Source organism: Adhaeribacter aerolatus (assembly GCF_007991635.1).
Taxonomy (GTDB): Bacteria; Bacteroidota; Bacteroidia; order Cytophagales; family Hymenobacteraceae; genus Adhaeribacter; species Adhaeribacter aerolatus.
The window spans coordinates 43254-69562 of sequence record NZ_BJYS01000007.1; the positions used below are offsets into that span (position 1 = coordinate 43254).

Annotated in this window: 21 protein-coding genes; 3 read left to right on the top strand and 18 right to left on the bottom strand. The window is 44.9% G+C overall.

Translation table 11 applies throughout. The annotated features are described in order from the left end of the window. Window position 1 precedes the first annotated feature (1 nt). From hisB to hisG, 4 genes are read right to left on the bottom strand one after another with little or no spacing between them, the layout of a single operon-like run. The gene (gene hisB, locus AAE02nite_RS06585; RefSeq protein ID WP_146896196.1) at window positions 2–1105 is read right to left on the bottom strand and encodes a bifunctional histidinol-phosphatase/imidazoleglycerol-phosphate dehydratase HisB; all 1104 of its coding nucleotides are present in this window, start codon (window positions 1103–1105) and stop codon (window positions 2–4) included. A 7-nt stretch (window positions 1106–1112) separates the two neighbouring features. Next, on the bottom strand, window positions 1113–2177 hold the full coding sequence (gene hisC, locus AAE02nite_RS06590) for a histidinol-phosphate transaminase (RefSeq protein ID WP_146896198.1): 1065 nt from the start codon (window positions 2175–2177) through the stop codon (window positions 1113–1115). 4 nt (window positions 2178–2181) lie between these two features. Beyond that, on the bottom strand, window positions 2182–3474 hold the full coding sequence (gene hisD, locus AAE02nite_RS06595) for a histidinol dehydrogenase (RefSeq protein WP_146896200.1): 1293 nt from the start codon (window positions 3472–3474) through the stop codon (window positions 2182–2184). Continuing rightward, window positions 3471–4322, bottom strand: coding sequence for an ATP phosphoribosyltransferase (gene hisG, locus AAE02nite_RS06600; protein WP_146896203.1), 852 nt, complete (start codon window positions 4320–4322; stop codon window positions 3471–3473). Before hisG ends, hisD begins: the two co-directional genes overlap by 4 nt. Before the next feature lie 403 nt (window positions 4323–4725). Between hisG and AAE02nite_RS06605 the strand changes: the two genes are divergently transcribed. Beyond that, entirely contained in the window at window positions 4726–5595 is an 870-nt protein-coding gene (locus AAE02nite_RS06605) for a DUF2911 domain-containing protein (RefSeq protein WP_146896205.1), read from the top strand. Here AAE02nite_RS06605 and AAE02nite_RS06610 read toward each other — a convergent pair. From AAE02nite_RS06610 to mnmA, 5 genes are all read right to left on the bottom strand, one after another. Then, entirely contained in the window at window positions 5592–8006 is a 2415-nt protein-coding gene (locus AAE02nite_RS06610; RefSeq protein ID WP_246150839.1) for a TonB-dependent receptor, read from the bottom strand. The genes AAE02nite_RS06605 and AAE02nite_RS06610 overlap by 4 nt on opposite strands. 31 nt (window positions 8007–8037) lie before the next feature. Continuing rightward, window positions 8038–8697, bottom strand: a complete 660-nt coding sequence (gene rpe, locus AAE02nite_RS06615; protein WP_146896209.1) for a ribulose-phosphate 3-epimerase — start codon at window positions 8695–8697, stop codon at window positions 8038–8040. Window positions 8698–8846: 149 nt separating this feature from the next. After that, window positions 8847–10517: a S8 family serine peptidase gene (locus AAE02nite_RS06620; RefSeq protein ID WP_146896211.1), complete on the bottom strand. Its 1671-nt coding sequence runs from the start codon at window positions 10515–10517 to the stop codon at window positions 8847–8849. Window positions 10518–10519: 2 nt separating this feature from the next. Beyond that, window positions 10520–11206 (bottom strand): hypothetical protein, encoded by a 687-nt coding sequence (locus AAE02nite_RS06625; RefSeq protein ID WP_146896214.1) that lies wholly within the window; start codon window positions 11204–11206, stop codon window positions 10520–10522. A gap of 5 nt (window positions 11207–11211) precedes the next feature. After that, window positions 11212–12315: a tRNA 2-thiouridine(34) synthase MnmA gene (mnmA, locus tag AAE02nite_RS06630; protein ID WP_146896216.1), complete on the bottom strand. Its 1104-nt coding sequence runs from the start codon at window positions 12313–12315 to the stop codon at window positions 11212–11214. A 250-nt stretch (window positions 12316–12565) separates the two neighbouring features. Between mnmA and trpF the strand changes: the two genes are divergently transcribed. Next, the gene (trpF, locus tag AAE02nite_RS06635) at window positions 12566–13186 is read left to right on the top strand and encodes a phosphoribosylanthranilate isomerase (protein WP_146896218.1); all 621 of its coding nucleotides are present in this window, start codon (window positions 12566–12568) and stop codon (window positions 13184–13186) included. Between the two features lie 114 nt (window positions 13187–13300). Here trpF and trmB read toward each other — a convergent pair whose 3' ends face one another. The 9 genes from trmB to holA form a co-directional block, all read right to left on the bottom strand. After that, window positions 13301–13969 (bottom strand): tRNA (guanosine(46)-N7)-methyltransferase TrmB, encoded by a 669-nt coding sequence (gene trmB / locus AAE02nite_RS06640; protein ID WP_146896220.1) that lies wholly within the window; start codon window positions 13967–13969, stop codon window positions 13301–13303. A 7-nt stretch (window positions 13970–13976) separates the two neighbouring features. Further along, on the bottom strand, window positions 13977–15269 hold the full coding sequence (locus tag AAE02nite_RS06645) for a bifunctional folylpolyglutamate synthase/dihydrofolate synthase (protein WP_146896222.1): 1293 nt from the start codon (window positions 15267–15269) through the stop codon (window positions 13977–13979). A gap of 24 nt (window positions 15270–15293) precedes the next feature. After that, complete coding sequence (locus tag AAE02nite_RS06650) at window positions 15294–16160, bottom strand: energy transducer TonB (protein ID WP_146896224.1); 867 nt, start codon at window positions 16158–16160, stop codon at window positions 15294–15296. A 1-nt stretch (window position 16161) separates the two neighbouring features. Further along, a complete protein-coding gene (locus AAE02nite_RS06655) occupies window positions 16162–16566 on the bottom strand; it encodes an ExbD/TolR family protein (protein ID WP_146896226.1) in 405 nt (134 codons plus the stop codon). A gap of 2 nt (window positions 16567–16568) precedes the next feature. After that, window positions 16569–17282 carry a MotA/TolQ/ExbB proton channel family protein gene (locus AAE02nite_RS06660; protein WP_170252536.1) on the bottom strand — a complete coding sequence of 238 codons (714 nt, stop codon included), beginning with the start codon at window positions 17280–17282 and terminating at the stop codon, window positions 16569–16571. Between the two features lies 1 nt (window position 17283). Next, window positions 17284–18492, bottom strand: a complete 1209-nt coding sequence (locus tag AAE02nite_RS06665) for an HU domain-containing protein (protein WP_146896228.1) — start codon at window positions 18490–18492, stop codon at window positions 17284–17286. A gap of 2 nt (window positions 18493–18494) precedes the next feature. Further along, entirely contained in the window at window positions 18495–20192 is a 1698-nt protein-coding gene (locus tag AAE02nite_RS06670) for a TonB-dependent receptor (RefSeq protein WP_146896230.1), read from the bottom strand. A 27-nt stretch (window positions 20193–20219) separates the two neighbouring features. Then, window positions 20220–23279 (bottom strand): tetratricopeptide repeat protein, encoded by a 3060-nt coding sequence (locus tag AAE02nite_RS06675; protein ID WP_146896232.1) that lies wholly within the window; start codon window positions 23277–23279, stop codon window positions 20220–20222. A 188-nt stretch (window positions 23280–23467) separates the two neighbouring features. Further along, window positions 23468–24511: a DNA polymerase III subunit delta gene (holA, locus tag AAE02nite_RS06680; RefSeq protein ID WP_146896234.1), complete on the bottom strand. Its 1044-nt coding sequence runs from the start codon at window positions 24509–24511 to the stop codon at window positions 23468–23470. Window positions 24512–24809: 298 nt separating this feature from the next. Here holA and tyrS point away from each other — a divergent pair, with 298 nt between their 5' ends. Beyond that, window positions 24810–26120 carry a tyrosine--tRNA ligase gene (gene tyrS / locus AAE02nite_RS06685; RefSeq protein WP_146896236.1) on the top strand — a complete coding sequence of 437 codons (1311 nt, stop codon included), beginning with the start codon at window positions 24810–24812 and terminating at the stop codon, window positions 26118–26120. Window positions 26121–26309: the final 189 nt, after the last annotated feature.

Consider the following 26309-nt stretch of genomic DNA (forward strand, 5'->3'; position numbering starts at 1 on the left):
ATTATAAAACTCCTTTGGTACTGGGCAAAGCCATATTGGTAACATCGCGAGCAACGGCCATTTTAATAGATTTGGCAACGGCTTTAAAGATGGCTTCAATTTTATGGTGTTCGTTGGCGCCTTCGGCTTTTACGTTCAGGTTGCACTTGGCCGCATCACTAAACGATTTGAAGAAATGGTAAAACATTTCGGTGGGCATATCGCCTACTTTTTCGCGTTTAAACTCGGCTTCCCAAACCAGCCAAGGGCGGCCGGAAAAATCGATTGCTACTTGCGCCAGTACATCATCCATTGGCAATAAATAACCGTAACGGCTGATGCCCATTTTATTTCCTAAAGCTTGGCTGAAGGCTTCGCCTAAAGCTATAGCGGTGTCTTCAATGGTATGGTGCTCGTCGATGTGTAAATCACCTTGTACCTGAATGGCCATATCGGCGCCAGAATGTTTACTGAGCTGCTCCAGCATATGGTCGAAGAAACCCAAACCCGTATGAATTTGCATGTGGCCTTTGCCATCCAGGTTCAGGCTTACTTGTATTTTGGTTTCATTCGTGTTCCGGACAACCGAAGCGGTTCGATCGGGCAGCCTTAGGAATTTATAAATTTCGTCCCAGTTGGTAGTGGTTATGGTTGCACGTTCATTCGGCGCAGTTGCCAATAAAATACTTTTAGCGCCCAGGTTTTCGGCTAATTGAATATCGGTCAGGCGATCGCCGATGACATAAGAGTTGGCTAAATCGTAAGTCTCGGCAAAATATTCATTTAACATGCCAATACCCGGTTTGCGCGAAGGCAAGTTCTCGTGCTCGAAACTCCGGTCGATGTGAATATTGCTGAATGTAATGCCCTCCCCTTCCAGGATTTCCAACATTTTGTTTTGGTAAGGCCAGAATGTTTCTTCGGGGTAGGAAGTAGTGCCTAACCCGTCCTGGTTCGTAACCATTACAAAATCGTAATCCAGTTCGGTTTGTATTTTATATAAGTTCCGGATAACACCGGGGTAAAAACTAAATTTCTCGAAAGAATCTACCTGAAAATCGGTAGGTGGCTCTAGCAGGATGGTGCCATCCCGGTCGATAAACAAAACCTTCTTTTTGCTAATCATGCTTTATTTAACTAAATCTTTTTTCGGCCAACGCTTTTAAAGCTTCTACCAACGCTTTGTTCTCGGAGTCGGTGCCGACAGACACCCGCAAACAATTATAACAATTAAGCTGATTGGTACGGTTACGCACCACAATGCCCTGCTGCAACAAATAATCATAGATTTTATTTGCATCGGTTACCTGAATGAGGAGGAAGTTGGCATCCGACGGATAAACTTTCTGCACCACCGGCACTTGTTTTAGAGCTTGCTGCAAATATTCCCGGCCCTGGTTTATTTCGGCAATCATTTCGGGCAGTTGGTCAGCGCGCTGCAAAGCATCCAGCGCAATGAGTTGGGTGGCTTCGCTGATATTGTAAGGCGGCTTAATTTTGTTCAGGAAATTGATAATTTCGGGTGAGGCAAAAGCCATTCCTAACCGCACCGCCGCCATACCCCAGGCCTTGGAAAAAGTTTGCAGCACCACTAAGTTCGGAAACTCGGCCAAGCGTTTGGACCAGCTTTCGGCATCCGCAAAATCAATATAAGCTTCGTCTACCACCACCAAGCCGGCAAAATTCCGCAGAATATATTCGATGCTTTTGGGGTTTATCAAATTACCTGTGGGGTTATTCGGCGAGCATAGAAATATGATTTTGGTGTTGGCGTGAATCTGCCCCTGCAGTTTACTGATTTGCACCTGAAAATTCTCGTCGAGGCTGATGTGCCGGAGAAAAACATCGTTCAGGTTGGCCGCCACATCGTACATGCCGTAAGTAGGGCCAAACGTTAATATTTCGTCGTGACCCGGTTTGCAAACCAGCCGGATTAATAAATCAATGGCTTCGTCGCTGCCATTGCCCAAAAACAGCTGGCTGGGGTCTACCCCTTTAATAAAGCCAATTTTTGCTTTTAGCTTCCGCTGGTAGGGGTCCGGGTAGCGGTTAAAAGACTGGTTCTGCGCCAGACTACCCAAATTATTTTCGTTGGCATCAATGTAAATGCTGGCTTCTCCTTTAAACTCATCGCGGGCCGAGGAGTAAGGTTTCATAGCCAGAATATTGGCCCGGACCAGCGTTTTTATATCAAACATAATATTATAAACTTTCTAATTGCTTTAACCGGATAGAAACCGCATTTTTATGGGCATCTAAACCTTCGGCGGCCGCCATCGTTTCCACGGTTTTACCTAATTGCTGCAAACCCGCAGCCGATATTTCCTGAAAGGTAATTTTTTTCACAAAACTATCCAGGGAAACGCCGCTGTAAGCCCGGGCAAATCCGTTGGTAGGTAAGGTATGGTTGGTACCGGAGGCGTAATCGCCGAACGATTCGGAACTATAATTTCCTAAAAACACGGAGCCGGCATTTGTTACTTTTTCGGCTACCTGCTCATAATTTTCCACAGCCAATATTAAATGCTCGGGCGCATATAAATCCGAAAAAGCCAGCATCTGGTCAACACTTGGCAGCACCACACCTAGGCTATTATTTAAGGCTTTTTGGGCCACTTCGCGACGCGGCAAAACCTTTAATTGCACTTCCAGTTCTGCTTCAACCTGAGTAACAAAATCTACTGATTCCGAAAGTAATACAACCTGTGAATCCGGGCCATGCTCGGCTTGGGAAAGCAGATCGGCCGCCACGAAAGCCGGGTTAGCTGTAGCATCTGCCATTACCAATACTTCGGAAGGCCCGGCCGGCATATCAATCGCCACGCCTAATTTTCCAACCAGTTGTTTGGCAACTGTAACGTACTGGTTACCTGGACCAAATATTTTATGAACGGCCGGAATACTTTCAGTGCCAAATGCCAAAGCCGCAACGGCCTGGGCACCTCCTACTTTCACAATTTTAGTAATGCCTAGTAAACCGGCGGTGTACAAAATAGCCGGGTGAACAGAACCGTCTTTGGCAGGCGGAGTACATAAAATAATATTGCGGCAACCAGCTAATTGGGCTGGTATGCCCAGCATTAGTAACGTCGAAAACAACGGTGCCGAACCGCCCGGAATATATAAACCTACCTTATCAATGGGTACACTTTTCCGCCAGCAGGTCACGCCGTTAACCGTTTCTATCCGCCGGCTGGGTTCGCGTTGTTGTTCATGAAAAGCTTTAATATTTTGGGCTGCCTTTTGGATGGCTATTTGCAATTCCGGTGCTACAAAACCAGTGGCAGCCGTAATTTCATTTTCGGTTACCCAAAAATTATTCAGCAAAACGCCGTCAAACTTTTCGGTTAATGCCCGTAAGCCGGCGTCTCCTTCGGCTTTTACCCGCTCAAAAATGGCCTGAATAGCGGGCTCAATGGCGGCTAGTTGCTGAACCGGCCGTTGTGTAAGCGCCGGCCATTCGTCGGGGGTAGGATAAAGGACTTGCCGGATCATAAAATCATTTTTTCGATAGGCACTACCAATATACCCTGCGCGCCGGCCTCCCGTAGCTTTTCAATAATTTCCCAGAAATCGTCTTCGTTCACAACCGAATGTACCGAGCTCCAACCTTCTTCAGCCAAGGGCAGAATAGAAGGCGCTTTCATGCCGGGTAATAAAGATTTAATAGTCGGGATGGCCTCGTTGGGCGCATTTAACAAGATATATTTCGCCTTTTGAGCCTTCCGGACCGATTGAATTCGGAATACCAATTGGTTTAGAATCCGGGTCTTCTCGGCGGTTAACTCTGTATTCGAAATCAGGACGGCTTCGGAACGGAACACGCTTTCAACTTCGCGCAGCCCATTACTGATTAAAGTACTGCCGGAACTCACAATATCGCAGATAGCATCGGCCAAGCCAATACTGGGCGCAATTTCTACGGAGCCGCTAATGGTGTGAATATTGGCAGTTACGCCCTGCTGGGTTAAATAAGCCTGTAATAAATTAGGATAGGAAGTAGCCAGGTTTTTATCCTGTAAATCCTGTATGTTGCGGTACTCAGCGGATTTTGGAACGGCGATGGAAAGCCGGCACTTGGAAAAGCCTAACTTCTGAATGGCCAGTTCCTGCTTGCCTTCTTCCACGAGTACGTTTTCACCAACAATACCAATATCGGCAACTCCGTCGGCTACATAGCCCGGAATATCGTCGTCGCGCAGAAATAAGATTTCGAGCGGAAAATTAGTGGCTTCGGTTTTTAGTTTAAGCGAACTGTTGATAAAAGAAATACCGCACTCCCGAATCAGGTTTAGAGAATCTTCACTTAACCGACCGGACTTTTGAATAGCTAAACGGATCATGAATTAAAAAATATTTTCAAAGATATAACCCAAACACGAATAATGTGCTTAAAAATGAGGAATAATCCCGTATAGAGATTTTGTAAGAAATTAATTATTCCTCGTGCGAAGAATGGTGATGATGAAAGCAATGCAAAAAAGTGGCTGGGCTGCCGGAAAATACTTCGGTAGAAACAGGAGAAGAAATATTTTTTTTGCTGGTGCTCATTATGAGTCCAAAGGTAAACGGTTTTGGCGAATTACAAAAATGCGTTAGCCTTAAGTTTGATTTTTTAGGAAAATTTACTTATAAAGGTATATTTTTGTAAAAAGATTTAATAAGTAGAACCTATCTGGCATCATTTTTCCTTTGTTACAAAACAGAGCCTGGCTGTTGTACTAATTTGTTGGCTAAAATTAAGATATGAATAAGCATTTTTTAACCACTTTGCTCCTCTTTATATGTTGTAGCTATACATTTGCCCAAATCCGTTTGCCGCAACCCAGCCCGGAAGCGGTGGTTTCGCAAACCATTGGCTTAACCGATATAACCGTTACTTACCATACGCCGGGTGTAAAAGGCCGACCGGTATGGGGCAAGTTGGTACCATACGGCCAAGTTTGGCGGAGCGGGGCGAACGAAGCAACGGTAATTTCCTTTTCTGATGATGTTAAAATAAACGGACAGGACTTGCCGGCGGGTACTTATTCCTTTTTTACCTTACCCGAATCCGAAACCAACTGGTTCGTAATATTTAACCGCAATACCGAATTATGGGGCACCGAGGGCTACAAGCCGGAAGAAGATGTGCTGCGGGTGCCGGTAAAACCAGAAGCGGCCCCTTTCCACGAATCGCTGCTTTATTATTTTTCGGATATGAAAGCCACGGAGGGGCGCTTGAACCTGGTGTGGGAAAAGCTTAAAATTCCGTTTACCATTACAGTTGAAGTTTTTAACAAAACGGTAGCCACTTTAAAAGAAGATTTAGCTAGTGTAAAAGCCGATGACTGGAACAGCTATGCCCAAGCTGCCCATTTTCTGATTCAGAACAACAAGCAACACGAACTGGCCTTGCAGTGGATTAATAAATCGATTAAGATAAAAGAGAACTTTTATAACAACTGGCTGAAAGCCCAGCTCCTGGCCCAAAAAGACGAATACGAAGAAGCCATTAACCTGACGAAAAAGGCTTTAAAATTAGGCAGCAAAGACGATAAAACCTTTACGCCATTAACTCACGAAATGGAGCGCTCTTTAGACGTGTGGAAAGTTAAAATGCACAGCCGGGATTAAAAACGGGCGATAAAGCGCACGTTGAGCAACCTTGACGATAAATAATTAGGAACGGCGTAAGTAATTTCATTTACGTCCTGCACGTAATTGTACGAAACCACATTATTAGTAGCGAGTAAATTTAAAACCTCCAGGGCGAGCCACAAACTCTCCAAGCCAAATTTATCTTCGTTCTCGTGCCGCAGGGTAATTAATTTAGAAAAACCAATATCTACCCGTTTGTAGCCCGGCATATTATACTGGTTGCGAATGCCTTCAATACCGGGCGGACTAAACGGCAGACCGGTACCATACACCAGGTTCAGGTTCATTTTAACGGTGGGATCGTTGGGTAACTGGTCCTGGAAAAATATGCCTAACGTAATCCGCTGATCAGTTGGTCGCCGGATATAGCCTAGTGGCGCCCGTCCGATTATTTTCCGGGTTTTTGCGTCGTAAATATTCGTGGAATCGCCGGTAATATCTTCGCGCGCCGACAATATACCCAAACTAAACCACGACTCAGCACCCTTAATAAATTCGCCATTAATACGGGTATCGAATCCAACAGCATAAGCCTTGGCATTGTTTTTCGCATAATACCGCAGCCGGACATTATCTACCTCGTAAGGGACTACGTTGGTCAGATATTTATAATAAGCTTCGGTAACTAGCTTAAAGTCGCGGTTCCAGGCTTTAAACCGGTACTCGTTGCCCGCAATAAAATGGACGGAACGTTGCGCTTTCAGGTTCTGGTTCAGGTTACCGGCCTGGTCGCGGAGTTCGCGGTAAAATGGTGGTTGGTAGTAAACGCCGGCCGCCACTTTAAACGAAAGCCGATCGTTTGTAGGCGCCACAAAAGCATACTGGATGCGCGGGCTAAAGGTTAATTCTTTGTTAAAACTCCAGTAGTTAGCCCTTACGCCATACGTCAGGGTTTCGCCACCGTCCCAGCGCAACGTTTGCTGGGCATATCCGCTGAAGCGATTGGAATTGAGTAAAATATCTGTCTTCAGTGAATTTTTAAGAAAAACAAAGTCAGCTGAATCGACAAACCGGTATTCATCCAATATATCCTGTATCCGTTCCTGGCTCCATTTAATGCCCCATTGTACCTGGTTGCGGTTACCTAATTCCCAAACGTGGCGGGTTTCCAGGGCAAAAATACGGGCCGTTAAATTATTACGCGCGTAGTTGTATTCGGTACCTGCATCGCGCTCCTGTACGCATTTGTTAAAGTCTTTGGAGTTGGGGTCCAGATCGATATCGCAAAAGTTATAACCGGCTTCAATGTTTCGCAACTCCCGCTCCCGCGATAGCAAAGAAGAAATAATAAAATGAGCTGTGTAGGCATCGTTAAACCGGTGCTGTAAATTCAGGCCGCCCTGGTAAGCATCATACTCCATCCGCTCCCGCCCTTCGTAAGCTACCCGCAGTCGCACGTACTGGTTTACGGTACCAAAAGTAGTTTCGCGTAAGCTGGGAATTACGAGGTATTTATTCCGGGCTAAACTGCCCACGAAACCTAATGTCGTACGTTCCGGATTTTCCTTTTTACCTAAACTCAGGTTAAAGTAACCCTGTATGTCACCGAATTTAGGCTGATAATTACCACTGGTTTGCAAACTTTTATTAAAGAGTAACTGGGCGTTTTTATAACGGGTACCTATCAGGTAAGTAAATCGTTTATTACGGGTAATACCTTCCAAGTGCGCAGCTCCACCCAGCAAACCACCCGTAACCGAACCGGCAAAGTGTGTGGGTATTTTGTAATCAATATTTAAAACGGAGGAAAGTTTGTCACCATATTTCGGTTGCCAACCGCCGGCCGAAAATTCAATATTACCAACCAGGTCGGGGTTAATAAAGCTTAAGCCTTCCTGTTGGGCGTTCGAAACCAAAAACGGCCGGTAGATCTCAATGCCATTTACATACACGAGGTTTTCGTCGTAATTACCGCCCCGCACCGAATAAGTAGAAGATAATTCGTTGTTGCTGATTACGCCGGGCAGCGTTACCAATATTTTATTAAACTCGCCGAAAGGCGTGGGTAGTTGTTTGGTAAGCCGGGGCTCCAGGCGGGTAATGCTTACCTCCTCGCGCGTGTTATTGCGTTTAAGCCCGGTAATTGTAACGGTTTGTAGGGCAGTGGTATCATTTGTCAGCACCACTGTTATTTCGCGTTGTTCTCCTGTTTTCAGGCGTAAAGCCACCTGCTGCTCCCGATAGTTTATATACTTTATAATGAGCTGAATATCCTCTTCTGCCGGAACAGATAATTTAAATACGCCCTGGGCATTAGTGAGGGTTCCGGTGTTGGTACCTTTTAGGCCTACCGAAGCCGAAAACAGGGGCGTTTGGGATTGCGATACGACCTTACCGGTTACTGTAGCTTGCTGGGCAAATACCCTTAAAGAAAATAAAAAAAGCAAACAACAGGTAAATAGTTTCGGGTGCATTCAATTAAACGTTAACTGAATTTTTTAAAGCCGCAATGGTTTTTAAAGGTTCCGGCGATGAAAACACGAAATTACCGGCTACCAATACATTGGCCCCTTGTTCTATTAACGCCACCGAATTTTGTTGGTTTACGCCCCCATCTATTTCAATTAAAGCTTTAGAGCCACTCTCCCGGATTAATTCTTTTGCCTCTTGTACTTTTTGGAAAGTACGCTGAATAAATTTCTGGCCACCAAACCCGGGGTTTACCGACATGATGAGCACCAGATCTAAATCCTGAATAATTTCAGATAAAACCTGCACTGGTGTGTGGGGGTTTAATGCAACGCCGGCTTTGGCGCCGGAATCTTTTATTTGCTGAACCGTGCGGTGCAGGTGCGGACAAGCCTCGTAGTGCACGGTAATATTTCCGGCTCCGGCAGCCCGGAACTGCTCTACATAACGGCCAGGTTCCTGAATCATTAAATGCACGTCCAGCACCTTGGTCGCGTATTTTTTAACTGCCTCCAGTACCGGAAATCCGAAAGAAATATTGGGCACAAACACCCCATCCATTACATCAAAGTGAATCCATTCGGCTTCGCTTTGGTTAAGCATGTTTACTTCGGATTGGAGGTTAGCAAAATTGGCGGCTAAAAGAGATGGCGCAATAATCGTGTTCACGGGCTTGTTGTTGGTTAGGCTATTTACCAGCTTTGTTTGCTGATTCCGGTACGTTGCTTTAATAATTTATAAATATTAATAGTAGACTTAATTAAGGTTTATTAAAAGTTTAGCCTTTGACTGGCAAACCCTTGCTTAACCCTTTATTTTTAAATTTTTAAGAATTTAAAAATCTTCGGACCATCATTGCCATTGATCACACAATTGTATATGCCCGGACTTAGCGAGGAAATATCAACCACTACATTCCGACTAACCGGTGTCGTGGCAATAATTTCTTTTACAACTTTTTGGGCAACGGTATTGTAAATGGTTACGTTTATCCGCTGGTTTATAAACTCCTTACTCATCCGAATCTGCAGTTGGTTATTCTGCACCGGGTTCGGGAAAATTACAGACTTATTTTCTTCTTCCTGCGCTAGTTTATGGGCCTGGGAAAAATTAGGTATACCGTAACCTATAAGGAAATCAGGAATACTAGCCTGTGAAGCGGTTCTTTCGAGGTATTTTATCACCTGCATATTGGTAAGCGTAGGATTGGCCTGCCAGAAACCTACGGCTAGTCCACATAATATTGGACCCGAAAATGAAGTACCGTTAGCCCGCACAACCTGGCCGCCCGGTGTAACTACCGCAGCCAATAAACCTTGCGCTACCAAATTAGGTTTAATCCGGCCATCAGCCGTAGGACCAACCGAACTAAAAGCAGCCCGCCGCCCTAGGGAATCAACCGCCCCTACACTCAGCGCCGAATCGGCATCGGCCGGGGCACTAATGTACCGCCAGGGCTTGTTGCCTTCGTTGCCGGCACTGTTTACCACCAGCATACCGGTTGCGGCGGCATAATCTGCCGCCCGGGTTACAATAGCCAGGCTGCCGTTTAAATCGTTGTAAGAATAGCTGCGCGAAGGTGCATCAAAAGTGGTATAACCCAACGAAGAGTTAATTACATCTACACCGGCACTATCGGCAAATTCCGCGGCCAATAACCAGTTTACTTCTTCAATGTTGTGCTCGCCGCGTGAATCTTCGGTTATAAACAAATAATAATTGGCCTTGTACGCATTGCCCACGTAGGTTCCGGGCTGATAGGCGGCTAACGTAGATAATACATTGGTGCCATGCGTGTCCTTTTCAAACACATCTTCGTTTTTATCTACAAAATCAAAAGTAGCTTTTACCCGGCTTTCCTCGAACAAATGGGCAAATGCCGGTACCCGGTGAACCCCGCTAAAGCCCCCGTCGAAAACTGCCACGTGCATGCCCTCGCCCCGAAAGCCTGCTTCGTGCATTTGCAACACCCCCAGCATATTGGCCTGGTTGTAAGCCGCCCCGTATGTCTGCCGGTCGGTTTTAAGCCGGCGATTATTGGCCGGGGCCGGTTTAGGCGAGGCACTGCCATTCCGGATAGTAACGGTGCTGGTATTGCGCCGGCTCAACGTTTGTCCGTTCTTCACAAAAGGCAGCTTTACCAACTCGGTATAAACCGAAGAGTCGCAATAAACTACGGCCGCATTAAACCACCGGGAAGCATACAATACCTCTGCACCTTTGCTTTTTAGGCCGGCAGTGTACAAAGGATTGACCGGCAGGTCGCGCGCGGTAATATTAATTTGCTGCTTGTGCCGTCGGCTGATGGCTCTATCAGATAAATATTGCTGTGGGTTATCTACCGAAAAAGGCGAATTAGCTTTATCCCGAAAATAAATGAGGTGTTTACGGGCCTGGCCGCCTGATTGCGCAGCTACTGGTAAGCATAAGCCTAAACAGTATATTAAAAAGAATATTATTGTAGCTGTTTCACCTTTATGAGCCGTCATTATTATTCCGCTGCGTGAAAAGTATTTAATTTAAAAACCCGCCGAAGCCCTCTTGCTACTTTGTTTTTGTCGGACACACCCTGAGTCTGCACATACTCATAAACTGTAAAGTTTTTATAAATCAACCCAATATTATAAGCATAAACTTCGGTCCGGTCATCCAACATTACTTCATTGGGTTCACCCTGAACCACAGTTACGGTTGAGTCATACGTAATATTATGCAACACAAACGGCTGGTTAACCCGGGCGTAGCTGAAATCATCCGCATCCAGAATATTAAAGGCGTTGGTATCCCATTGTTTACCCTCCTGTACCGGAAACAACAATTTTATAGTTTTAAAATTATTATGGGTTCTCAGGACATCCGATAAGGATTTATTTACCAGAACCAATGAATCATTACCCCAGTTAGCATCTGCCCTGTTTTTCCGGGAAAGGACCAGCTGATAGGTTAATTCATCCGCGGCATTCCGGAAAACTGTATCTACACGTTCCCGCACCTGGTATTTAGTGGAGTCGTATTTGTTGTTAGACACTCGGGTTTCCACTACATCATAAATCCAGTAGTTGCCAATTTTAATTGGGTAATACTCCCGACCTATTTCGGCATCGGTAGTGGTTACTTCTTCCGAGCACCGGGCGAAGCAAAATATTACAGACAACCCCAAAAGCAGATTTCTAAGCATATATTCTATTCGTTGTAGCTGGCTTCTATCCAGCCGCCACCTATTACGTCGTTGCCTTCGTAAAAAACAGCCGCCTGGCCGGGCGCAATAGCATGTACTCCTTCCTGGAAACGCACTACCATTTTGCCTTCTACCTGCTCAATTATAGCAGGCGTACCGGCATCATTATAACGTACTTTTGTAACAGTTTGGGTAGGCCGACCCCACAAATCAGCGTATTTGCTCATATTCAGTTTGCCTACGGTCATGCCATTTTTAGCTAAATCGTTGTAATTTCCTAAAATTACCCGGTTTTTATCTTTCTCGATGCGGGTTACGTAAGCGGGGAAGCCCAGCGCCACCCCTAATCCTTTCCGCTGGCCAATGGTATAAAACGGATAACCTTCGTGTTTTCCTACTACGGTGCCGTCTTCCATTACAAACTCCCCACCGGCTACTTCGGCTTCGAGGCCATTTACCCGGCGCTTCAGAAAACCGCGGTAGTCGTTATCCGGAATGAAACAAATTTCGTAAGACTCAGGCTTTTGCACCAATTCGTTGAAACCACGTTCCAGCGCCATTTCCCGGATTTGGGTTTTTCTTAAGTTACCCAACGGGAATAGTGTGCGGCTCAGGCTTTGCTGCGAAATGCCCCACAAGGCATACGATTGATCTTTATGCTCATCCAGACCTTTGGAAATAACAAAGCGGCCGTCTTCTTCTCTTAAATTGGCGTAATGTCCCGTGGCAATAAAATCACAGTCTAACTGGTCGGCCCGGCGCAACAGGGCGTCCCATTTAATGTGGGTATTACACAAAACGCACGGATTAGGCGTGCGACCGGCAATATATTCATCGGTAAAATGGTTAATAACAAAATCACCAAACTCTTCCCGGATGTCAATTATATAATGCGGAAAACCCAGGTTAACGGCAATATTCCGGGCATCGTTGATGGAATCGAGGCTGCAGCAACCGGTTTCTTTGCGGTTACCACCCGATGAAGCATAATCCCAGGTTTTCATCGTCATGCCTACAACCTCGTAGCCTTGCTCGTGCAGCATAACAGCCGCCACCGACGAATCTATACCGCCGCTCATGGCTACCAATACCCTCCCTAACTTACTCATCTATATTATATTAAATTTACTCAAATAAAAACTTCTGCAAATATACCAACAACGATTGAGCAATATAGGTTTATCTCTTTATTTTTAATTTTTTAAGGTTAATCTTTTCTGCGTCAAAAGCAGTAAAAAAGATAATTACACCGTAAACAGCATTAATATTTATCAGAAAAGAATAGAATGTTACTTTTACGCAGGATTTAGAAGAGACACATAGCTTCTAGTTTAAGTTTAAACCAACCAGCATAAAAGCATGAATTTAAAAACCTTAGTAGCTGTTAACAATATTAATAATTTAAGTGATGCCCGGTATTGTGCGGGCATGGGTGTAGACATTTTAGGCTTTTGTTTAAGCGAAGGGCAACCGGGTTATACTTCTCCTACGGCCGTCAAAGAAATTGCAGGTTGGGTTTCGGGGATTAAATTGGCCGGCGAATTCTTAGATGAAGCACCCGACTTAATTAATGAGCTGGTAGATACCTGCGGCTTGCATCTGGTACAATTAAACCAACCTTATTTGCTGGACGATATTTCAGCCATAAAAGTGCCGGTTATTCAGCGCGTACTAATTAACAAAGATACCGACGAAAGCGAACTGGTCGATTATTTCCGGGTTTACCAAAACAAAATACGGTACTTTTTAATAGCCACGGACGATTTCAACGGCATCGACGAAACAAATATTCCGTTCCTGGCCGATTTAGCCCGGAGCTTTCCAATTCTAATTGGTTTTGGCATCAGTAAAGAAAATATACTGAATCTGTTAGAAGAAGTAAATCCGGCCGGTATTGCCCTGAAAGGTGGTCACGAAATAAAACCGGGGCTGAAAACCTTTGACGAATTAAGCCACATCTTAGAAGAATTAGAAGATTAGCCGCAACGGTTCACCGGAATCACCTTAAAAGCAAAGCACTATTTCTGCAGGGAAACAGCGCTTTGCTTTTAGGTTGATTAGAAACTATATCTTAATAGAACAAAGTAAAATCTACTAGGCAGTTGCCGGATTGTTTGTATACTGCAAATATTTAATAGGCAAACCTTCAGCCAGAAAACGCTTTTCGTAGGTAGTCTGAATATTTAGGGTGTGGTGCTGCAAATCGGAGGCATACAGGTCGAAGGAGTAAATTAAGTTAGTAACCTTTCGCTCCTGCAGTAAATCCAGGGTGTACTGGAACAACTCCAGGTTATCGGTCTTGAAATGAATAATCCCGCCGGGTTTCACCAACGATTCGTATAAATCTAAGTAACGCGGCGAAGTAAGTCTTTTCTTGATATCGCCTTTCTTGGGACGAGGATCCGGGAAAGTAATCCAGATTTCGCTTATTTCGCCCGGAGTAAAATTCTCGCCGAGGTGTTCAATAAAATTCCGCAAGAAGGCTGCATTCGTTAATTCGTTTTCTTCGGCAACGGTGCTGCCCTTCCACAACCGCGAACCTTTAATATCGACGCCAATAAAGTTTTTATTTGGGAATAAATTGGCCATGCCCACTGTATAGTCGCCTTTACCGCAGCCAATTTCCAGTATTAAATCGTGGTTATTACCAAAATATTCTTCCGACCACTTTCCTTTTAAATTGGTAAATAGTTCTTTCCCGTTTTCAATTACATTTTGCCGCTCGGCAATTACTGCAAAGCGCTCTAATTTCGATCTTCCCATTAATTCTTTACAATTCTGCTAACTCGGCTACCACAAAGGTACTACCGCCAATAAAAATAACATCATCCGGATTGGCCACTTTGCGGGCAGCCGCATAAGCTTCGTTCACATCCGGGTAGGCTTTTCCTTTTAAATTAAAATCACTTGCCATCAGCGCCAGTTCTTGCGCAGGTAAGGCGCGCGGCAAATGAGCCTGGCAAAAATAATATTTATAACCGGTAGGCAATAAGCTTAGTATTTTAGTTACATCCTTATCCTTAACTAAGCCCAAAACCAGGTGCACAGCCGGACGTTGGAGGCTTTCTAATTGCTGGAGTATTTGTTTAATCCCATCTTCGTTGTGACCTGTATCGCAGATAGTTAAAGGACTCTGTCTGATTACCTGCCACCGACCTTTAAAACCAGTTATTTCGTTTACCCGGGCTAAACCATTTTGCAGTGCATCTGCCGGGACCGGAAATTCTTTTTGGTTTAACAGCTCTATAGTCTTTAAAACACCCGGTAAGTTAAATTGCTGATAATTGCCGGCTAAGCCTAATTCTAGATTTGGATACAAGATCTGATTTTCCTTTTCAACCCTAAAATATTGCCGGGTTAATTCGTTTTTTAGGGAAGTAACTTTTAGATCCTGGTCGGCGAAGTAAAGGGGTGCGGCTTCAGCTTCGGCTTTTTGGGTAAATACCGCTGCAATGTCGGGTTGGGTTTTGCTGATGACAGCCGGTACTCCTTTTTTAATAATACCGGCCTTTTCCGCCGCAATAGTTGCTAAATCATCGCCCAGAATATTCTGGTGGTCGAGGCTTATATTGGTAATTAAAGAAACCAAAGGGGTAATAATATTGGTAGAATCGAGGCGACCACCTAGACCAACCTCCACCACCGCAATATCAATTTGGTTATCGGCAAAATATTTAAAAGCCAGTGCCACCGTCATTTCAAAAAAGGACGGCTTTATTTCTTCGAATAAAGATTTATGCGCTTGAACAAAGCTGATTAAATAATCGGCCGGAATATCGGCACCGTTTACTTTAATTCTTTCGGTGAATTCCTTTAAATGCGGCGAAGTGTAGAGTCCGGTACGATACCCGGCACTTTGCAGCACAGCAGCCAGCATGTTAGAGCTACTACCCTTCCCGTTGGTACCCGCAATATGTATACAGGAAAAATTAGCTTGCGGATTACCCACAACTGCACAAAGCGCAATGGTATTATTTAAATCTTTGGTTAGGGCGCTGCTGCCTACCCGCTGAAACATGGGCAACTGCTCATACAAATAAGCAAGGCATTCCTGGTAAGTCATAAGCGAAAACCGCAGCGTAAATTACTAGCGCGACCGGATAATGAAAGTAATGGTACCAGTAGCACCTTTATCAGTGGGAGCACTCGCATTCGTCCGGCTGAAAGATGTTTTAAAAACTTCGTCGCGGTACCATTTTACTACCTGCGGCGATACGTTCGTTTCTACCACCTGAACTGACTCTATGTTACCATCCGGATCAATGGTGATGCGAAAAACTACCTTGCCGGTTTCATTTTCATACGGGTCATCTTTGGGCTTAAGATCGTAGCGCCAGCCCGGCATATTCAAACTGGGGCCTCCGCCCCCGCCGCCTGGTTTACCGTACAAACTTTTGGCTTCCATTTTGCCGTTGGGGTCACCTTTGTCGCCCACGGCGTCCTTGTCGTCGCCGTTATTATTGCCGGTGGGCCGATTGCTGGTGCCAGCTGTGCCATTACCTGAACTATTCGTAACAGTTTTGCCCGGATACAAAGATTTTGGTTTTTCCACAACCTTCACTTCTTCTTTAGGCGGCTCGGGAGTAGGCTTTACTTCTTCTTTCTTAAATGCTACCGGATTATCGTTGTTCGTAGCCAACGCCTGCTGAGGCTCTGCTTTTACGGCTGTCCGCACAGGTTCTACTACTTCCGGTTTGGTGGGGGTTGGGGCCTTGGTGGGAGGCCGGCTGTCTTCCCGGTTAGGGGTTTCGTTGGCCACAGCCGCACTTTGCACATCGCCACTACCCGTAGCATCCATGCCAAAGTTTAATTCAATGCCAAACTCCGGCAACGGCGGATCCGGAGCCCGCCAGGCCATAATGTAAAACAACAGCAATAACAGCAAGGCATGAAAAACAATGCTTACCGTTAAGGCTATTCTCCTATCTTTTTGTTCCTGGCTCGTTTCTAACATTTTATTCGGTTGGCAAAGTTGCCAAAGTTACTTTTGCTTTTAATTCAGTGGCAATGCCGGCTACTTTTACCAAATATTCTACCGGTACCGATTTGTCCACGTGTAATACCACAACACCTTCTCCCCCGGCAGCCGTTCCGGCTAATAAACTTTTCAGTTCCGGCTCAATATTTTCGAAGGCCATTGGTTTATCATTTACGAAATATTGCAGGTCTGGGGTAATGGTTACGCTTATCTTCTGCATTACAATAGTAGAAGATTTACTTGACGGTAAATTCACCGGCAAACCCGAAGGCGTAACAAAATTGGAAGTCAGCATAAAAAATATCAATAACAGAAATATAATATCTGTCATTGACGACATGCTGAACTCCGGATTAACTTTATTTTTAGAGCGAAAATTCATGTTTATAACTGTGGTTCCTGTAGTAAATCCATAAACTCAATGGCGCTGTACTCCATGGCATGCACAATTTTGTCAATTTTGGAAACCAGGTAATTGTAACCCACATACGCTGGTAAACCAATAATCAGGCCGGCCGCCGTGGTTACCATCGCTTCGTAAATCCCGCTCGATAGTAACTTAGGGCTTACCGAACCTTCGGCCTGGGCGATGGCAATAAAGGCCTGAATCATACCGGTTACTGTTCCCAGGAAGCCCAGCATTGGTGCAGCCCCCGCTACAGTTGCCAAAGTTGATAAATTCTTCTCCAGGTTACTTACTTCAATTTTGCCTACGTTCTCAATAGCCGCTTCAATATCTTTTAAGGGATTGCCTAAGCGCGAGATACCTTTCTGCAACATGCGCGAAACCGGCGTGTTGGTTTGGGCACATAATAATTTGGCTCCGTTAATATCGCCGGCCAGTACCATATTTTTAATCCGATCTACAAACCGCATTGAACTAGCTGCCTGCGCCTTTTTCAAAGACAACAACCGTTCCACAAAAATGTAAATACCAACAATGGATAACAATAAAAGTGGGATCATGGCCCACCCGCCAGCCATGGCTAAATCGAGTAACGAAACAGATTCGGGAGCCCCGGTGGCTCCGGTGGCGGCAGCCGTGCTATCGGCAACAGTGGTGGTAGTGGTAATTTGTAAGAGAAGATTAAGGTGCATGTTAATATTTAAGTATCCAGATGTTTTTTCCGTAATTTATTTTAAGCTTAGGTAAATAAACCAGCGCTTCTTCTTTGCTATCAAAGTCAGCGATTGAGACCCGGTAAAGCTTACCATCTCCGAAAGGGAAGATGATCCGCCCCTGAGCGCCAAAACGATTGGCTACTTTCCGGCTGTAATCGGCTTTTGGCAAAGTTGAATAACCGCCGGCAATTACATAATACCGGTCGGTAGCTTCCTTAATGTTAATACCCAACTTTTTAGCGGGTGCTACGGCGGGTACAGCTACAATAGCTACTGCAGCAGAATTAGCGTTTTCAGTTTTTAACTTCTCCGTTTTAGAGGCGGCAACATTTTTATTTGTTTCAACCAATCCGGCAGAAGCAGGACTTTCTGCTGTAGGTAAAGTTTCCGGGGTACTTTCTACTTCTGTTGATTTTATTTCTTCAGTTGCTGCTGAATTAATCGGGCTAATATTATCGGTGGCCGTAAATTCGGCCGGAGTCTCCTCGGGGTAAATAGCGGTGATTTGCTCTTCCAGCGTGGCCGGTTTAGGCGCAACGGTATTGGCCGCAATATTTAACACCGCAAATGGGTTTAAAGAGCTTTGGCTGTATTCGTTTTGTAAAGATAAAACGTAGAGGGCGGTAACGCTTAAACCCGCAATTACGACCACCGCAGCCGTATCGTATATTTTTCTTAGCCGTCGGCGCCAGGTTAATGTAGTAAGAGGGGCTGGTTGCTCGGTTCTCTTCTCCTGAAGTAAAGTGCGCAGACTATTAGCCGCATCCGGCGTTTCGAGGGGCCGCGCTAATAATTCGGGCAAGCCGAAGCTATCGTTCAGGAAATTATCGGCCGGCACATAATCAAACTCTAACTTTTGGGCGGCATTATACCGGAATATCCCAATTCCTTTTAGCTCGTGCCGCTGATGCTGCAACAAAGAATCCTGCAGTTGCCGCACAAATGCGTTTACTTCCGTTTGAGCTGCTTCGGTGGTTAGCTTCCGTTCGTAAGCCAGGGTGCTGATGAGCAGACCATCGTTCAGCTTCAGCTTCTCGTTAAAAGCAATGCGCTTCGAAGGCGGGGTCAGCGTATTTTTTACCGGATGAATTCGGGCTGGCGCATAATGGGTAATTAAACCGCCAAAGTCCGGAATAATTACACAATCGTGCTCAAATAAAAGTTTGTTAATATGCTCCTCTACCATATTTAAAATATATATGACGCACCAATAATCAACTGCAAACCTTTGTTGGGGTAATTAACAAAGCGCTGGTACTGGTTGCCCAGCAGGTTATTTCCCATTACAAATGTTGAAAATTTATTCGAGAATCTATAATCTACTTTTAAATTTAAGTCAGTTATATTGTCGGTCTCTTTCAGGGCAGGTCGGTAAATACCTTCATTATCGCGGCGGAAAACCTGGCCATACGTGCGGCTGAGGTAATATAACTCAGTATGGAAATATATTTTATCGTTGTAGTTATAGCTACCCGAAATATTGGTCTGGAAAGCCGGCCGGTGGAATGGTTTGGCTAATAAATCGGTTGTATATTTGTTAATTTCGGTTTTAAGGCCTAACCGGAACCGCTCGGAATAATTATAAGATAACTCGCCTAAAAAGTTGATTACCTTGGTGGTACCATTGTCGTAAACTAAATCGAATTTGGTAGAATCGGTTTGGCTGGCGTTAAAGAAATACAAATTACGGAAGCTCTGGTAACCGGCCCGGGCCGTGAATTTCAGGCTGCTGCCCAGGTTACCTGTTAAGCCGCCGTAAAAATCCAGCACTTTGTTTTCGTCGGCTACTTGTACATCCTGGTTCAGGTAAGGATTTTCCTGGGTTAGATCATGCAACGTTACCCGTTTCAGGTCGCCTTCGACGCCGGCAAATAATTGGAATTGATCATCCACCACTTCGTAACCCACCCGCACCGACGGATAAATATTTAATTTACGGGCATTGTTTACTTCGTCGCCGGTATAAGCAATAACCGCCCCCAACGATAAACTTACCAAATCCGAAACACTTTCGTAAGAAGGCCGCAACCTAAAATACCCGCGGTTTATAGACGTTGAATCTTTATATCCTACAAAAGAAGCTTTGGCATCTACGTTAATTTTGGCATTTTCGTCTAAGGCGTAGCCTACCCCAATATTGGTTAAAATATTAGACTCGCGGGCCCCAAACCGGTTGGTAAAATATTTAAAGCCTACGCCGCCCTGAAACTGCAATTCACTTTTAGATACCTTGTTGTTAAAAAATATATCGGCTCCAATCCGGTTAAACACCTGCTTGATGGTATCGCGGTCAATCTTTTCGATAACAGGGCTGTATCCGTAAAAATTATAGCGATCATGATTGTAATACAAGTTACCGCCTACGGTCAAATCGCGGGTATACGACTCCGCATTGAATTTAATTTCTGAATTGGAAACGCCGGAATTGCTACCGTCCACGGGGCCTTTGGCAGAAGCAACGTGGCTCACATCAGCCCCGTAAGAGAATTGATTGTCGCGCTTGTTATGAAAATAACCTTTAACGTAAGCGGTGCTGTAATTGCCCAATCCCAATTTTATATAATTGCCGTTTACCTGGGTCAAATCCTCTTGCTTAATGGTTAAAACCCGCATGGGCAGGTTTAAATTATTAGTTGCCAACCGGTAATCGGCAAAGCGGTAATTTACCTGACGCGGCTTTTTTTCGGGCGGCGGAATTCTCAGTTTCTCGAAATTACGGGTTGCTTCCGGCAATTCGTTCACGCGGTTTTTTTCCACTACAATTTCCGCGTCTTCGAGTTTATTTTTTTCGCCCCAGCCGGTTTGCTGGGCCGCCAATGGCAATGACCAGAAAACACCCAGGCTGCAAAACGTAATTAAACTTATTTTTTTCAGATTACTACTCATATCGGGACTATTAGCGCTTTGCTTTAATTACTTATTTGGATTTGCCTCACTGGTACTGGTAGTATCGGGCGCAGGGGCCGGAGCGGCGGCTGGTTGGTCCAGGGCGGTCAATTTAGCTTTAGCTTCGTCTACCAGTTCTTTAATGGTGGCATTTTCGATAATAGAATTAAGGGTGGCTTTGGCCTGGAAGGTTTCTTTCTGAGCCACATAATTGTCGGCGATCAGCAAAAACGATTTTACCAGCCAGTAGTCGTAATTAGCAAAGTTGGCGCTTACTTTCTGAGCTGCCTCCAGCGACTCTTTGTATTTGTTTTGCTTATAATATATTTCGGCGATAGCGTACTGGGCTTCAGCGCCGTTTACATCGGTAGCCGAAGTAGCCGTAGCCGTAAATTGTTTCAGGGCCTCATCTAGATTGCCCTGCGCATAAGTTGCCTTGGCCTTAAACAGGAGCGCCGAGTTATAAGCATTCAGGGCTGCATTTCCTTCGGCAATTAACTGATCGGCAACCTTGGTGGTATTAGCATAATCGTTCAGCAAAAAGTAGCTTCGCATCATACCCATTAAAGCATTCGCTTGCTCCCGCTTGTTGGCCGGCGTTTCGCTGAGGCGGCTATAATATTTAATCGCTTCGGCGTAGTTTTTACCCTCAAACTCCAGTTCTGCGGTCCTTTGCAACGCCCGGTTCATGTACTCGGTTTGGTTATCGGCCACTACTTGTCTAAACTGCACCAGGGCCTGATCCTTTTTGTTTGATTTCAGGTAAGCGTCCGCCAGGAAATATTTGGCATCGCCGGCAAAAGTGGTGTTGGGGTAAGCTTTTATATAAGCTTCGAGCTTGGTAATAGCTTGGGCATATTTTTCGTTGAAGTACAAGGTTTTAGCTGCCTCAAACTCAATACTTTCCAGGGCATTGCTTTGTGGGTTAGCCGCCCGGAAACGGGCAATATACGGCTCTACGCCTTCGCTCTGGTTATTGGCCGCCATGGTTTCCTGCAAACTCAGTAAAGCATTGGATGCAATTTTAGAGGAAGGATATTCATCCAAAACCCGTTTAAAATCCGCAATAGCTTCGTTTGGCTTCTTTAAGTTATTATAAGCCAGGCCTCTTTTTTGCAGGGCAAAAGGTACCAAACGGCTGGCAGAACGGTTCACAATTAAATCAGAAAAGCCCGATATAGCGGTAGCATAACTGCCGGCTTCAAAATCAAGGATGGCTTTCTGGTAAATTCCTTCGTCGGCGTATTGCGATTTAGGATATTGTGCTAGCAAAGTACGTAAGCTCTGGTCGGCTTCTTCGCGCCGGCCGGTAAGGCCAAATATTACACCCCGCTGAAAGTAAGCGTAGTCGCGGTCTTGAGCGTTCTGAGCAATGGCCTGATCGTACAGTTTCAGGGCCTGCGGGTAATTTTTGGCAATGTAATAACAGTCGGCCAGCCGGATGAGCGCATCATTCAGGTAAGCCGGGTTGCTTTTGGCCTCGCTGTCGGAAATGTAGGCGTTAAAATGCGTCTGGGCTTTATCGTATTGTTTGGTATTGTAATAAGCGTAGCCAATGCCGTAACGGGTCTTTGGGTAATATTCGGTTTTATTCGCCTTAGCGGTCCGGAAAACGGCGCCGTAACTGTTAATGGCATCGTTATACCGTTGCGCAATCGAGTAAGCTTCGCCTTTCAGGAAATGACTGGCTGCTTTTAATTCATTGTCGTAAGGAAATTGCAGCGATTTATCAAGCATTTGTACCGCTTCCTGAAAACGGCTGTCGTTAAACAATTTTACACCCTGGTAATAGGTAACCCGCTGGTAGGTCTGGTTAATACGTTCGCTGCGGTTACTTAGGCTTTCGATGTGCCGGATGGCTTCGGCGTAGTTATTCGAGTTCAGGTACGATTCGCTTAAAATATCGTCGGCTTCGGAAGCAAATTTTGACTTGGGGAATTTTTTGTTAAACTCCGCCATGGCATTAATCACTTCACTGAAATTGCCGGTTTCGTAATTAAGCTGGGCGTATTTAATATAAGAAGCTTCGGTAATTTGTTTGTCAAACTCCTGGCGGCGGGCCTGGTCAAAAGCCGTTAGGGCAAACTGCGGATTTTTCTCTTTCAGGTAACTTAAACCCAAATGGTAGGCGGCATTCTGCCCTAAAGCATTTTTTTGCAAGGCCACATTCTTCAGGTAAGTAATAGCGTTTTTATAATCGTCTACTTTGTAATAAGAAAAACCAATTTTATACTCCAGGTTATCTTCAATAGTGCGTTTGCCTTTCACATACTCGTTAAAATACCGGTTGGCATTCTTGTAATCGCCCTGCTGAAAATAAGCATCTCCTACCAAAGCCCGGATTTCGTCGGCATTTTGTGGCAGCGGATTACTTTTTAACACGCGTTCCCCGTACGAAACTACTTCTTTCAGATCACCTTCCTTGTAAGAAATTTCGGTGAGCATGTACGGCACAATCTGCTTGTATGCTTCATTTTTTTCCGCCTCGCGTAAATCTTTTTTGGCACTGGCGTAATCACCGTCGCGGTAGGCTATATAACCGGCATAATAATTAGCGGCATAAACAAAACCGTGGTCGCCAGTTTTACTCCGATCGAAAAGCGGTTTGGCCTTTTTAAAATCTTTCTGGGCAAAATATGCATAGCCCAGCTTAAACTCCGCTTCTTTGGCTTGCTTGTTATCCAGTTTATTCGTGGGTACTTTTTCTAAATATTCTACGGCCTTGTTGTAATTCTTTTTATTAAAGTAAAAAAGACCAAGTTCGTAGTAAGCCAGCGACGCTTTAGGGTGGGCCGGGTAAGCACTGGCAAAATCCAGGATTAGATTTTCGGCATTGTTATGCAATAAATACAGGCCACTTACCGCATAATAATATTGGGCATCGGCAGCCTGGGCATCGTCTTGCTGCAAGCTTACGTATTTGGCAAAAGCCTGCTGCGCTGCCCCGTACAACTGCCGATCGAATAATTCCAACCCTTCCTGATAAAAACGTTCTTTCGAAGTAAATGCTTGCTGGTGTTGGGCTTCTGCCCAATGAGCGCCGCTTACCAAAGCCGATGTAATGATTATCTTGTGGAATTTATTCATACCAATTGTCTTGACCGGTGTGCTTCCGGAACTTCTGAGTCGTCAAAAATAATAAAAAATAGGTTGCGGGAAAGCAGTTTTTAACCGGAAGTTTGGAACCGGAAGAAATTTTAATAGGAGTTCTTTCCTCTGGTTAAGGTCTAAACCGGGTGTTGCTACATAACGCCCCCGCCAGGTTAAATATTGGTTTAAACCGCTAAAACTTCTTCCGGAATCGGGTGCAGAATTTTAAAAACCAATTCCCGCAAAATTTCGCCGTCGCCCATGTTGCCGCCCTCGATGCCTTTCGATTGCAGATCGGCCTGCCGGATAAAATGAATAATTTGCACCGTGCGGCCATAATTAAACAGGCGCATGGCCTGCACATATTCTTTTACCAAAAAACTGCGGTTACCCAAACTCTTGCTAATGGCACTTTCAGATTTATCGGGCGATGCGTGCAGGCAAAGGAGTTTCGTAAAAAAAGAGAACAGCAAGGTAATATTGGGAATCAGGGGATTATTCTTCGGGTTGGCTTCGAAATAATTAACAATCCGGTTAGCCTTTAGCACATCCTGGTTAATCAGGGCCGTTTGGAGCTCAAAAATATTGTAATCTTTGCTGATGCCTACATTTTCCTGCACCAGGTTTTCCGAAATGGTTTGCCCTTCTTTCAGGTTAATGGCGAGTTTGTCTATTTCGTTGGCAAGCCGCGAAATATCGGCCCCAATGTACTCGCTCAAAAGCATCGTAGCCTTGGGATTAATCTGCAGGCCTTTGTTTTTGATATAACTGTTAATCCAGGCGGGTACCTGGTTATCGTACAGTTTTTTGGTGGTGAGGAGTACGGCGTGTTTGTTTACGGTTTTGGCAAATGCTTTGCGGCCGTCCAGTACTTTATGTTTATAACAAAATACCAGTACGGTGCTGGGCAATGGGTTCTGAAAATAAGCTTCCAGTTGCTTTATACCCGATTCTTTGTCGATATCGGCTGTAGCCTGGGCCTCTTTTACAATCACTACCTGCCGTTCGGCCATCATGGGGTAGCGCTTAGCCTGCAGCAGAATAGTAGCAATATCTACGTCTTTGCCGTACAAAACCACCTGGTTAAAACCTTTTTCGCTTTCCGATAAAACCTTTTCTTCGATAAAATTCGCGATTAAATCAATATAATAAGGTTCTTCGCCCTGCAAGAAGTAAATCGGTGCGTATTGTTTATTCCTTAATTTTACTAAAATTTCGTCGGCAGTCATAAAACAAAAATACGGTAGTAAACCCGAAGGAACAAGGAAAGCAGGTATTCGATTTGACCTACCTGGATATTAAATAGGATAACCGGTCAATCGTCCTAAACAGCAGTTTTTCCTTTTGTTGGTTGAGCCCATTCAAAATTCAGACCAAAAATAGCTTGCCGGAAAGGTTAAAATTTTGCTCCCGAGCGCTACTACCGGGCTTTTACGCTTGCAATTATATAATACAGCTTGATTTTTCCCATATCTTTGCACCGCTAAAAATAGCTGGTTATTAAACCACTACCGCTAATTACATACCATGAACCTGATTGAAGAATTAAGATGGCGGGGCATGCTGCACGATTTCATGCCCGGCACCGAAGAACAACTAGCTTCCGGCATGACGACCGGTTATATTGGCTTTGACCCTACAGCCCACTCTTTACATATTGGCAACCTGGCCACCATTATGCTTTTGGTGCATTTGCAACGGGCCGGTCATAAACCTATTGCCTTAGTAGGCGGCGCTACCGGCATGATTGGCGACCCTTCTTTTAAAGCTTCGGAACGCAGCATGCTTTCGGAAGAAACGTTGCAATTTAACCAGGCGGGCATTCAAAAACAGTTAGAAAAATTTCTGGATTTTGACTGCGGCGCCAACTCGGCCGAAGTGGTAAATAACTACGATTGGATGAAGGATTTCTCCTTTTTAGGCTTTTTGCGGGAAGTAGGCAAACACCTGACGGTGAATTACATGATTAAAAAAGATGCCGTGCAAAAACGCCTGAATGTAAGCGAAGAAGGAGAAGGCCGCGCCGAAGGTATTTCGTTCACCGAGTTCTCGTATCAGTTGCTGCAAGGCTATGATTTTTACCATTTGTACAAGCATAAAAACGTGCTGCTGCAAATGGGAGCCTCCGACCAATGGGGCAATATAACTACCGGTACTGAGTTAATCCGGCGAATAGACGGTGGTAAAGCCTTTGCCTTAGTAGGGAAGCTGGTTACCAAGTCTGATGGTACTAAGTTTGGTAAATCTGAAGGCGGCAATGTGTGGCTCGACCCGAACTTAACTTCGCCGTACCAGTTTTACCAGTTCTGGCTGAACCTGGCCGATGACGAAGCAAAAAAGCTGATTAAAGTTTACACCCTTTTACCCCAAGAAGAAATTGAAGGCTTAATAAGCCAGCACGACGAAGCGCCGCATTTGCGCACTTTGCAAAAAGCCTTGGCCAAAGAAGTAACTACCCGCGTGCATTCCGCCGAAGATTACATGGCCGCTGTAGAGGCATCCGAAATATTGTTTGGTAAAGGCGATATTAATGCCTTGAAGAAATTATCGGAAGACTTATTGCTAACGGTTTTTGAAGGCGTACCTCTGGTTTCGGTTTCCCGGTCAGATTTTGAATCGGCGGCTACTGTACCGGATTTATTAGCGGACGCTACCCAGCAGCAGGTTTTTGAATCGAAAGGCGAAGCCAAGCGCATGATCCAGAATGGTGGGGTAAACATTAACCGGCAAAAAGTAAGTTTATTCGATGCCGGCAATGGCTTTGAGTTACTGCACAATAAATATTTGGTGGTACAGAAAGGCAAGAAAAATTATTACCTACTGGCGGTAACTGAATAGTAGCAGAGAACTTGTTTAGTTGTTTAAGTAAAGTAAACCGCTGCCCTTGCTAGTTTATAATCCAGCAAGGGTGCTGCGTAGCTTAAAATTAGTGGTGATAACACTACCAATAGCACTCGTTCTTGCTCAAAACAGCTTCATAATTTAAATATGTCAGGTTTACAATCTGCCATATTAATATTAATAAGG